The organism is Cytobacillus sp. Bva_UNVM-123 (assembly GCF_046351715.2).
Lineage (GTDB): Bacteria > Bacillota > Bacilli > Bacillales > Cytobacillaceae > Cytobacillus.
The window spans coordinates 2166270-2178126 of the sequence record NZ_CM177772.1; the positions used below are offsets into that span (position 1 = coordinate 2166270).

Here is an 11857-nt window from a genome sequence, read left to right on the forward strand (position 1 = left end):
ATGAGCTTAACAGGCAAACGAATTGGCTTCGGCTTAACAGGTTCCCATTGCACATATGATGCGGTATTCCCTGAAATAAGAAAACTTGTAAATGCAGGTGCTGAAGTGCTGCCAGTCGTAACGTTTACAGTGAAAAATACAGAAACTAGGTTTGGCAAAGGGGAAGACTGGATTGAGCGGATTGAAGAGTTAACAGGAAAAAAAGTAATTGACTCGATCGTTAAAGCAGAGCCACTCGGTCCGAAAATCCCACTTGATTGTATGATTATTGCCCCATTAACCGGGAATTCTTTAAGTAAGTTTGCGAATGCAATGACCGATTCTCCAGTGCTAATGGCAGCAAAAGCAACATTACGAAATGGAAAGCCAGTTGTTCTAGGAATTTCAACTAATGATGCGCTTGGCTTAAATGGTGTCAATTTAATGAGGTTAATGGCGACAAAAAATATCTATTTTATTCCTTATGGTCAGGATGATCCAATCAAGAAGCCGAATTCAATGGTTGCTAGAATGACTTCTCTTTCAGAAACCGTAGAGGCCGCATTAGTAGGAAAACAGTTACAACCAGTTATTATTGAAAAATATAAAGATGATCATTAATTTTCTTCCTTTTCTAGATAAATGAGAATGTGAAAGTTTAGATCGAACAAATACACAGCTTAAAATTCACCTAAAAAGTTTATTTCTTTAATGAATGAATATGTTAAAATGAACATTATTATAAGAAAATTCTTTCACATTAATAGAAAAATTATTTTTCTTGGAAGGGGAGCATAAAATTGAATCAACAAAAAGGTTTTCATGTAGCCATATTAGGAGCAACTGGGGCAGTCGGGCAGCAAATGTTAAATACTTTAGAAAAGAAGAATTTCCCAATTTCCCAACTCACGTTATTGTCATCAGCACGTTCAGCAGGTAAAAAAGTGCATTATAAAGGGGAGGAATATATCGTACAAGAAGCAACAGCCAATAGCTTTAAAGATGTTGATATCGCTTTATTTAGTGCTGGGGGAAGTGTATCAAAATCACTTGCAGCTCATGCGGTTGAACAAGGAGCAATTGTTGTTGATAATACAAGTGCCTTCCGAATGGATGCAAATGTTCCACTCGTTGTTCCTGAAGTGAATGAAATAGATCTCACTACTCATCAAGGAGTCATTGCTAATCCAAACTGTTCTACGATTCAAATGGTTGTTGCGCTTGAGCCCATTCGTAAAAAGTATGGACTGACTAAAGTGATTGTCTCTACTTATCAAGCTGTATCAGGCTCTGGTGCAGCCGCAGTAGAAGAGTTAAATGAGCAAACAAGGTTGATTATCAATAATGAACCTTTTGAGGCAAAAATTCTACCTGTAAAAGGGGATCAAAAGCATTACCAAATCGCTTTCAATGCCATTCCACAAATTGATAAATTTGAAGATAATGGATTTACTTTCGAAGAAATGAAAATGATTAATGAAACAAAAAAAATTATGCATTTACCGGAGTTACAAGTTGCCGCTACTTGTGTTCGTCTACCTGTTGCAACCGGACATTCTGAATCTATTTATTTTGAAGTAGAAGAGCAAGGAGTAAGTGTACAAGATATAAAAACATTACTAGAAACGGCTCCAGGAATAGTTTTGCAAGATGATCCCGACAATCAAATTTATCCGATGCCTGCAAATTGTGTTGGTAAAAGTGATGTTTTTGTTGGGAGAATTAGGAAAGATTTAGATGTACCAACAGGATTTCATATGTGGGTTGTTTCAGATAACTTGCTTAAAGGTGCTGCATGGAATTCTGTGCAGATTGCAGAAAGTTTAATTAAGCTTGGAATTGTAAAATAATAGGTGCCATTTTAAAGTTATGACTACCCCGAGGTGTAGCAATGAAAATTATTATACAAAAATACGGAGGAACATCGGTTCGTGATGAAGCGAGTCGTCTTCATGCGCTTAAACATATTAAAAAAGCATTATCTGAAGGATATAAAGTGATCGTTGTTGTTTCAGCAATGGGGCGTAAAGGTGAGCCATATGCGACAGACACATTACTATCCTTAGTTGAAAAAAATGGTTCATTTATTAATCGAAGAGAACATGATCTTCTTTTATCCTGTGGTGAAATTATCTCTAGTATCGTCTTTACTAATTTGCTTTTAGAGAAAGGAATTCGGGCTACTGCCTTAACTGGTGCTCAGGCTGGGATTCGAACAAATAATGACCATTCAAATGCAAAAATAATGGATATTAGAAGAGAAAGAATTTTAAGAGAACTTGAAGCTTATGACGTTTTAGTCGTTGCAGGCTTCCAAGGTGCTGCCAAAAATGGTGATATCACTACTTTAGGTAGAGGTGGAAGTGATACGACTGCCGCTGCTTTAGGGGTAGCTCTTAATGCAGAATGGATTGATATTTTTACAGATGTAGAAGGAGTAATGACTGCTGATCCTAGACTAGTAAAAAATGCTCGCCCATTAATCGTTGTTACGTACAATGAAGTTTGTAATATGGCTCATCAAGGAGCAAAAATAATCCATCCTCGTGCAGTTGAAATTGTTATGCAGGCAAAGATTCCGATTCGAATTCGTTCGAACTATTCAGATAGCGTGGGAACGCTCGTAACGACAATAAATAATAACGCCCAAGGGATTGAGATTAAGGAGAGATTAGTAACCGGAATTGCACATCTCTCTAATCTCACTCAAATAAAAGTTTTAGCTAAAAAGAATCAATATAATTTGCAAGCCGAAGTTTTTCAAGCGATGGCGAACGAAGGAATAAGTGTTGATTTTATTAATATTTATCCGAATGGGGTTACGTATACCGTTACAGATGATATGGCAGAAAAAGCGATTACGATTTTAAATAGATTAGGTCATAATCCGAAAGTAGAGCGAGAATGTGCTAAGGTTTCTGTGATTGGGGCAGGTATGCAAGGTGTACCCGGGGTTGCTTCGAAAATTGTTACTGCCTTATCAGAAAATGAAATCCATATATTGCAATCGGCAGATAGTCATACAACCATTTGGGTGTTAGTGAAACAATTTGATTTAGTAAAAGCAGTAAATGCTCTTCATCATGCTTTTCACTTAGAAAAAGAAAACATTCTTTTGCCTGAACATATATGTTAATAACCTCTATCGTGTGAAAGGTAAGCGGTTGTTATCAGTTGTCAAAAGACATATAATGGTTATTTATTTACTTGTAAAGCAAAAATCAAGTAGAATAGTTTTAAATACTAGAGTTAGAGGAGTGTAAGTATGATTCAATTTGGCCGTGTATCAACTGCAATGGTAACACCATTTGATAAAAATGGTCATATCGATTTTCCGAAAACAACACAACTTATTAATCATCTAATAGAAAATGGAACAGATTCCCTTGTCGTCGCTGGCTCAACAGGTGAATCATCTACATTAACGAAAGAGGAAAAAATTGCTTTATTCCAACATGTTGTAAAAATCGTTAATAAAAGAGTTCCAGTCATTGCTGGCACAGGGGGAAATGATACGTATGCTTCAATTGACTTAACGAAAAAGGCTGAGAAAGCTGGAGTAGATGCCATTATGGTTGTTGCTCCTTATTATAATAAACCTAATCAAGAGGGGCTTTATCAGCATTTTAAGGCGATAGCAGAAAATACGAGTCTTCCTATTATGTTATACAATATTCCTGGGCGTTCAGCTATAAACATCACGCCAGAAACGATTATTCGCCTGTCCAAAATATCTAATATTGTTGCGGTTAAGGAAGCGAGTGGTGACTTAAATGCAATGACAAAAATAATAGCAGGGACGGATGAAGAATTCATCCTTTATAGTGGGGATGACAGTTTAACTCTCCCGGTGTTAGCTATTGGAGGTCAAGGGATCGTGTCGGTTGCATCTCATGTGATCGGAAATGAAATGCAAGAGATGGTACAATCATTTTTAAGTGGAAACTATAAAGAGGCAGCAAGACAACATCAGCAGCTATTGCCAATTATGGAAGGCCTTTTTACTGCGCCAAATCCAACACCTGTAAAAACAGCTTTACAACTAAAAGGGCTTGACGTTGGTTCGGTTCGTCTTCCATTAGTTCCATTAACTGAATATGAAAGAAATTCACTTTCAGCCTTATTTAGAATAGAAGCTTAATTAATATCGCGGATTATCATTTGAAGTTTTTTTATATAGGTTGTCATGCTTTTCCTCCTTCAAGTATAATATTGGTAACTGATCTAAGGTCGGCCCAGCAGATTATAGGAGGAAAAGTAAATTGAACATGAGAAAGAATGAAAGCATCAAGCTAATGGCTTTAGGAGGGGTTGGAGAATTCGGCAAAAATATGTACCTTGTGGAAGTAGATGGGGACATATTCGTTTTAGATGCCGGGTTAATGATCCCAGAGAATGAAATGCTCGGAATTGATATTGTGATTCCAGATATCACATATCTCACTCAAAACAAAGAAAGGGTTCAGGGAATATTTTTGACTCACGGACATGAGGACCATATTGGAGCCCTTTCTTATGTGCTTAAAGAATTAAATATTCCAGTCTACGGTACGAAATTAACACTGGCCATTGCGAAAGCAAAAATGAAAGAACAAGAGTTTAAGGGGAAAACGAACTTTATCGAAGTTCATTCTCATTCAATCATCGAATTTGAAACGGCAAAAGTATCATTTTTCCATACGACACATAGTATTCCTGATAGTGTCGGCATTTGTATTCATACTTCAGAGGGAAGCATTGTTTATACTGGTGATTTTAAATTTGATCAAGCAGCATCAGATAAGTATAAGACCGAAATTGGGAAAATGGCCAAAATCGGTGAGGAAGGAACACTATGCTTGTTGTCTGATAGTACGGAAGCAGAAAAACCTGGTTATACTCAATCTGAATCAAAAGTTGTTCAGCAAGTGATCGATGCATTTTATAATGCACCTGGTAGAATAATTGCCGCATCGTTTGCTTCAGATATTATTAGAATCCAACATATTTTCGACGCTGCTTATGAAAGTAAAAGAAAAGTAGCTGTTGTTGGAAAAATCCCTCAAACCGCATATGATATTGCACTACAGCTAGACTATTTGCATGCCCATGATGAGTTAATTATTCCAATTTCTGAAATTAGCACTTATCCAGATGATGAGATTGTTATTTTGACTTTAGGCGTACAAGGTGAACCGATCGAAGTATTGCAAAAAATGGTGAAGCAAACACATAAGCAGGTAAATATTCAGAAGGGTGATACGGTCTTATTTGCAGCTTCACCACTTAGAGGTAGTGAAGTACTGATTTTTAAAACAGTTGATATGATATACAGAGCTGGGGCAACAGTGATCTCTGGCAAAGGTTCATTTAATACATCGAGTCATGGCAGTCAAGAAGAACTTAAATTCATGATAAATTTAATTAAGCCGAAATTTTTTATTCCTGTCCATGGTGAATATCGAATGTTAAAAGCTCATGCTAAAGTGGCAAAGGAGACAGGTTTAACAGACGCTCAAATTTATATTCCTGACAAAGGAGAAATTGTTGAAATTAAAGAGGGTCAAATTCGTCCTAGCGGTCGTATTCCTGCAGGAAATGTTTTAATTGATGGCAGTGGTGTTGGGGATGTCGGTAATATTGTTTTAAGAGATAGAAAGCTTCTTTCCCAAGATGGAATATTGCTCGTCGTCGTCACATTAAACAAAAAAGAAAAGAAAATTGCTGCTGGTCCAGAAATCATTTCTAGAGGTTTTGTATATGTAAGGGAATCAGAAGAACTTCTCGTGGAAGCGACAAATAGAGTAAGAGATATTGTTGAAAAAAGCATTACAAAAGATGCCTTTGATTGGTCAGGAATTAAGCAAGATATGCGTGATGAATTAAATCAATATTTATTTGAGAAAACAAAACGTAGACCGATGATCCTGCCGATCATTATGGAAGTATAGTTAAAAATGGAAAGCACAGCATATGCTGTGCTTTTTCACATGATTAGAAAGTATTAAAAAACCATCATCGCTCATACTAAGCGCATATAGTATCTAAAAAATTATCGCGTGAAGGGAGAAAAATGATGGATAATGATAAGAAACAAAATGATTCGGGGAATAATGAAGCAGAGCAGCAGCCAAAAGAAGAACAATCATCAAGCCTGATCGAAAAAATCCAGCAGCTCGGACAAACGAATGTCCCACAGCTTTCACAAGATTCGAAAATACATTGCTTAGCGATTGTTGGACAAATTGAAGGCCATTTACAGCTACCTCCGCAAAATAAAACGACGAAATATGAGCACCTCATTCCACAAATTGTCGCAATTGAACAAAATCCTCAAATAGAAGGATTATTAGTTATATTAAATACGGTTGGTGGTGATGTGGAAGCAGGGTTGGCTATTTCAGAAATGCTCGCTTCGTTATCAAAACCAACTGTGTCGCTCGTCCTTGGTGGAGGCCATTCAATTGGCGTACCAATTGCCGTTTCATGTAATTCTTCTTTTATCGCTGAAACGGCTACAATGACGATACACCCAATAAGATTGACCGGGTTAGTGATCGGTGTACCGCAAACATTTGAGTATTTGGATAAGATGCAAGAAAGGGTTGTCAATTTCGTTACGAAGCATTCGAATATAACAGAAGAAAAGTTTAAAGACTTAATGTTTGCAAAAGGGAATTTGACAAGAGATATCGGAACGAATGTGATTGGAAATGATGCGGTTGAATACGGACTAATTGACAGTGTTGGTGGGATTGGACCAGCGATGAAAAAATTGAACGAATTAATTGACTTAAAAAAACAAAAGAATGAGGGGATTATTCAATGATTCTCTATACGATGATGCCTGAGCAATTAATTTTTCCAACCGAACTGAATGAATTTGAAAAGAAAAAAATAATCTCGTATGAAGGGATTCCGTTGCTCGTAAATATGGATGAGGGGCAAGCATGTACGGTTATTCGAGTAATGAGCAGTAATCCCAATGATTTTTTGAATCATAAATTTTCGCCAGGCACAAAAATTACTTTAACTTAACAGGGAGTAAGGGCAATATGCTATAATTAAAGTAAACTTCAGGCAGCCAAAATCTGGCTGCTTTCTTCGTTCAGAACATGGATGAAGAAAGCAAATATTTTTAAAGGAAAGTAGTAATAGAGAAAGAAATAATAAAAGGTGATGAAATGGCCAAACGAAAGAGAAGAAATACAAGAAAGAAAAAAAATTTACAGGCAACTATAAAATATGAGCTTTCGGCACTTATCCTGTTAGCTTTTGTGGCAATTGCGATGGCAAATCTTGGTGCTGTAGGGAAAGCGTCTGTGCTATTCTTCCGCTTTTTTATGGGTGAGTGGTACATGGTTAGCCTAATCGGACTTATAATATTTGCAGTTTACTTAATGTGGAAAAGAACGATCCCATTCTTTTTTCATAGTAAATTAATAGGCATTTATCTCATCATTTCTTCGCTTCTATTACTTAGCCATGTTGGACTTTTTCAGCTAATGTCAAACGGAGGGAAATTCCAAGATCCGAGTGTTATTGCAAACACTTGGGATATATTTTGGATGGAAGCAAAAGGAGAAACGAGTACAACGAATTTAGGCGGTGGAATGATCGGTGCGATATTCTTCGCCCTCTTTTATTATTTATTTGATGAAGCAGGTACAAAAATTTTCGCGATAATCCTTATTATCATTGGAATCATTCTTCTAACAGGGAAAACATTCGGAGAATCACTAGCTAAATTTATTTCAGCTTGTTGGACTTTTATTCACAATCAATGGAAAGCTTTTAAAGCAGATATCATGGAGTGGAAGGAAGGTAGGAAAGAGAAGAAGGTAGCTAGAAAAGCTCAAGTGAATGATCATACAAGTGAAAGGAAAGACGTGGAAAGTGAACAAGAACCTGTCATTAAAATTAACAGTGCTCAAGAATTGAAAGAAGAGAAAGCTTCAGAACCGATTATTTCTAGCTTTACAGAGAGAGCCCAATTTGAGAAGAATAATGAATTAAAATCAACTGGAAGGAAACCAGCTGAGAACGATTCAAATATAGAAGCAGCTCAACCGATTTCGTTTATTGAAGTTGAAAATTTGGATTATGAGCTACCACCGATACATTTATTAAAACTCCCTCGTCAAACGGATCAAAGTGGGGAGTATGAATTGATTCATGCGAATGCCGCAAAGCTTGAAAGAACGTTTCAAAGCTTTGGTGTTAAAGCCAGAGTTACCCAAGTACATCTTGGGCCAGCAGTAACAAAATATGAGGTTCACCCAGATGTTGGCGTAAAGGTTAGTAAAATTGTAAGTTTACATGATGATTTAGCATTGGCTTTAGCTGCGAAGGATATAAGAATTGAAGCACCAATTCCAGGGAAATCGGCAATAGGGATTGAAGTTCCGAATTCGGAAGTGGCAATGGTTTCGCTAAGAGAAGTCATTGAAGCGAATCAGCATGACAAACCAGATTCCAAATTACTAATTGGGCTTGGGCGAGATATTACGGGTCAATCCGTCCTTGCGGAACTGAATAAAATGCCTCATCTTCTTGTTGCTGGGGCTACAGGAAGTGGAAAAAGTGTATGTATAAACGGTATAATTACGAGTATTCTGATGAGGGCTAAGCCTCATGAGGTCAAAATGATGATGATAGATCCGAAAATGGTAGAGTTGAATGTATATAATGGAATTCCGCATTTACTAGCACCTGTTGTAACCGATGCGAAAAAGGCATCACAAGCATTAAAAAAAGTAGTGAGTGAAATGGAAAGAAGATATGAGTTGTTTTCCCATACTGGAACACGGAATATTGAAGGATACAATGAATATGTAAAAAAACATAATGCTGAAGATTTGGGGAAACAACCATTATTGCCATATATTGTTGTAATCGTGGACGAGCTTGCAGATTTAATGATGGTTGCTTCATCTGATGTTGAAGATGCGATAACAAGATTGGCTCAGATGGCAAGAGCAGCAGGCATCCATTTGATTATTGCTACACAGCGTCCATCCGTTGATGTTATAACAGGTGTAATTAAAGCAAATATTCCATCAAGAATTGCCTTTGCAGTCTCTTCAAGCACAGACTCTAGAACGATCCTTGATATGGGCGGAGCTGAAAAGCTGCTTGGCAGGGGCGATATGCTATTCCTTCCGGTTGGAGCGTCTAAGCCTGTCCGAATTCAAGGGGCGTTTTTATCAGATGAAGAAGTTGAAGAAGTTGTCGATTTTGTAATCGAACAGCAAAAAGCACAATATCAAGAAGAAATGATTCCTGAAGATATTCCTGAGATGACGTCAGAAGTAGATGATGAATTATATGATGAAGCGGTTGAACTTATATTGGAAATGCAAACTGCTTCTGTTTCAATGCTCCAGCGGAGATTTAGAATCGGATATACGAGAGCTGCAAGATTAATTGATGAAATGGAAGCTAGAGGGATTGTTGGGCCATACGAGGGTAGTAAGCCTAGAGCCGTTTTACTAGGGAAGCCTTCCGATGAAGCAAGTTCCTAATTGAAAAATGAAGGATCCTCATGAAAGAGGGTCTTTTCTCATTTAATGATAGGAAATATATAAATAATAAAAAAAAATAGTAACTTCAGGAAATAAATATATGATGTGAGAGGGAAAAAATTACGAAAAAACTGAATAACGTTATACTAATAATGAATTTTTATCGAATCGTCAAGCTTTATTTAACAGTGTGTCTAAAATATTTTCGAATAATACTATTTCATTATTGGGTAAAAAGTGTTATAGTATTTTCGATTAGTAGGAATGATTAAACATCAGAGGTCTGATGTCTTTAAGAAAATGGCTGGAGGAACCTTGCATGTCAATTAAGTCAGATAACCGACATCTTTATTTACAAGTGATCGATCGTTTAAAGCAAGATATTGAGGAAGGGATATATAAAGAAAAGGAAAAATTACCTTCTGAATTTGAGCTTGCGAAACAACTAGGGGTATCAAGAGCGACTCTCAGGGAGGCCCTTCGGATCCTAGAAGAAGAAAACGTTATCATCCGCCGTCATGGAGTGGGGACATTTGTAAATGCCAAGCCTTTATTTACATCAGGCATTGAGCAGCTAAACAGTGTGACTGATATGATCTTGCAAGCAGGGATGAAACCAGGTACGATTTTTTTAAGCTCAGCTACAATGGGACCAACTGAAGAGGATATTCGCCGTTTTTCGTGTTCTGAGGATGAAGACATTCTTATGATTGAGCGGGTCAGAACAGCAAATGGGGAGCCGGTCGTTTATTGCATCGATAAGTTGCGTGGAGAAATTCTTTCTGAAACGTTTTCTTATGAGCGAGAATCAATTTTTGAGTTGATTGAAGACGTGGCTAGCCGAAAGATTACATATGCTGTTGCCCAAATATTGCCAATTGGCTATCATGAGAAGGTTTCTCCCATTCTTGAATGCGATCCTGAAACAGCATTGCTTGTTTTAAAGCAGATGCATTTCGATGAAGCGGATGAGCCGATCCTCTATTCGGTAAACTACTTTAGAGCCGATAAATTTAGTTTTCACGTCCTTAGAAAAAGAGTATAGCGTCAGACACATTCAAGAAATTTTCTACTATCATTAATAAAAATTAGGGGGTCATACCTTGAAGAAGCGTAAATTTGGTTTAGCGCTGTCACTTGTACTAGCTGCTGGAACGATTTTAGGTGCTTGTGGGAAGGCTGAAGAGAAAAAAGAAGAAGGTACTGCAAACGGTGGAGAAGCTACTGAAAGCACATTCTCTGTTGCAATGGTAACGGATGTCGGTGGGGTAGATGATAAATCATTTAACCAATCTGCATGGGAAGGCCTTAAAGAATTCGGTAGCAACAACGGCTTAAAAGAAGGTAAGGGTGGATATGATTACCTTCAATCTAAATCAGATGCTGACTATTCAACAAACTTAAATAAACTTTCTCGTGAAGGTTTTAATTTAGTATTCGGTGTTGGATACTTAATGGAAAACGACATTAATGAAATTGCTGGTCAACAAAAAGATACTCATTTCGGAATTATTGATGGTGTCGTTGAACAGCCAAACGTTGTAAGTGTATTATTTAAAGAGCAAGAAGCAGCTTTCCTAGCAGGTGTTGCAGCTGCAAAAGCAACAAAAACGAATAAAATTGGCTTCATTGGCGGAATGGAAATTCCAGTTATTGAACGATTTGAGTCTGGTTTCCTAGCAGGTGTTCAAGCAGTAAATCCTGATATTAAAGTAGAAGTAAAATATACTGGTGCATTTGATAAAGCTGAACTTGGTAAAACAACAGCAGCTTCTATGTATTCTTCTGGTATTGACGTTATTTTCCATGCTGCTGGTGGTACTGGTAACGGATTATTCACAGAAGCAAAAGATCTTAAGAAGAAAGATCCTTCAAAAGAAATCTGGGCAATTGGTGTAGATTCAGATCAATCTGCTGAAGGTATTGTTAAAATTGATGATAAAGAACACAATGTAATTATGACTTCTGCCATGAAGGGTGTACACCATGCAGTAGTTGATATTTCTGAAAAATCAAAAGCTGGAAACTTCCCAGGCGGAACAACAATGGTTTATGGTTTAGCCGAAGATGGAGTTAGCTTAGCTCCAATTAATGACGAAGTTTCTGCTAAAGCTGATATTGAAGCAGCTGTTAAAGAGTGGACAGAAAAAATCAAGAATGGTGATATTGAGGTTCCTGGTACTTTAGATGAACTTGCTGATTTTAAAGCTGAATAATGCTTGAATCAATAAAAGGAATAAGCGGGGATGTAACCGCCCCCTTATTCCTTTTTGACTAATAATAAGGGAGTTTCATGATTTATGCTTAAGTTTTCTTGAATAAAAATCTAATTGAAGTGCAGAATGATCTTTTCTACATTTCATTTAGATTTTTAT

The 11857-nt window shown here is 37.1% G+C and carries 10 protein-coding genes; all 10 read left to right on the plus strand.

Annotation, left to right across the window (positions count from 1 at the left end):
- The 10 genes from dpaB to KDN24_RS10710 all read left to right on the plus strand — a co-directional run bounded on the left by dpaB (position 1) and on the right by KDN24_RS10710 (position 11698).
- A complete protein-coding gene (gene dpaB, locus KDN24_RS10665) occupies positions 1 to 600 on the plus strand; it encodes a dipicolinate synthase subunit B (protein ID WP_409974839.1) in 600 nt (199 codons plus the stop codon).
- A gap of 179 nt (positions 601 to 779) precedes the next feature.
- On the plus strand, positions 780 to 1829 hold the full coding sequence (locus KDN24_RS10670; RefSeq protein WP_409974840.1) for an aspartate-semialdehyde dehydrogenase: 1050 nt from the start codon (positions 780 to 782) through the stop codon (positions 1827 to 1829).
- Positions 1830 to 1870: 41 nt separating this feature from the next.
- Positions 1871 to 3115, plus strand: a complete 1245-nt coding sequence (gene dapG / locus KDN24_RS10675) for an aspartate kinase (RefSeq protein WP_409974841.1) — start codon at positions 1871 to 1873, stop codon at positions 3113 to 3115.
- Positions 3116 to 3244: 129 nt separating this feature from the next.
- The gene (dapA, locus tag KDN24_RS10680; protein ID WP_409974842.1) at positions 3245 to 4120 is read left to right on the plus strand and encodes a 4-hydroxy-tetrahydrodipicolinate synthase; all 876 of its coding nucleotides are present in this window, start codon (positions 3245 to 3247) and stop codon (positions 4118 to 4120) included.
- Positions 4121 to 4241: 121 nt separating this feature from the next.
- A complete protein-coding gene (locus KDN24_RS10685; RefSeq protein WP_409974843.1) occupies positions 4242 to 5909 on the plus strand; it encodes a ribonuclease J in 1668 nt (555 codons plus the stop codon).
- 125 nt (positions 5910 to 6034) lie between these two features.
- Positions 6035 to 6787: a ClpP family protease gene (locus KDN24_RS10690; RefSeq protein ID WP_409974844.1), complete on the plus strand. Its 753-nt coding sequence runs from the start codon at positions 6035 to 6037 to the stop codon at positions 6785 to 6787.
- Positions 6784 to 6996, plus strand: a complete 213-nt coding sequence (locus KDN24_RS10695; protein WP_409974845.1) for a YlzJ-like family protein — start codon at positions 6784 to 6786, stop codon at positions 6994 to 6996. The genes KDN24_RS10690 and KDN24_RS10695 overlap by 4 nt, the downstream gene beginning before the upstream one ends.
- 146 nt (positions 6997 to 7142) lie before the next feature.
- Complete coding sequence (locus KDN24_RS10700; protein ID WP_409974846.1) at positions 7143 to 9482, plus strand: DNA translocase FtsK; 2340 nt, start codon at positions 7143 to 7145, stop codon at positions 9480 to 9482.
- Between the two features lie 319 nt (positions 9483 to 9801).
- Positions 9802 to 10527: a GntR family transcriptional regulator gene (locus KDN24_RS10705; protein ID WP_409974847.1), complete on the plus strand. Its 726-nt coding sequence runs from the start codon at positions 9802 to 9804 to the stop codon at positions 10525 to 10527.
- 58 nt (positions 10528 to 10585) lie between these two features.
- The gene (locus KDN24_RS10710; RefSeq protein WP_409974848.1) at positions 10586 to 11698 is read left to right on the plus strand and encodes a BMP family lipoprotein; all 1113 of its coding nucleotides are present in this window, start codon (positions 10586 to 10588) and stop codon (positions 11696 to 11698) included.
- Positions 11699 to 11857 lie beyond the last annotated feature (159 nt).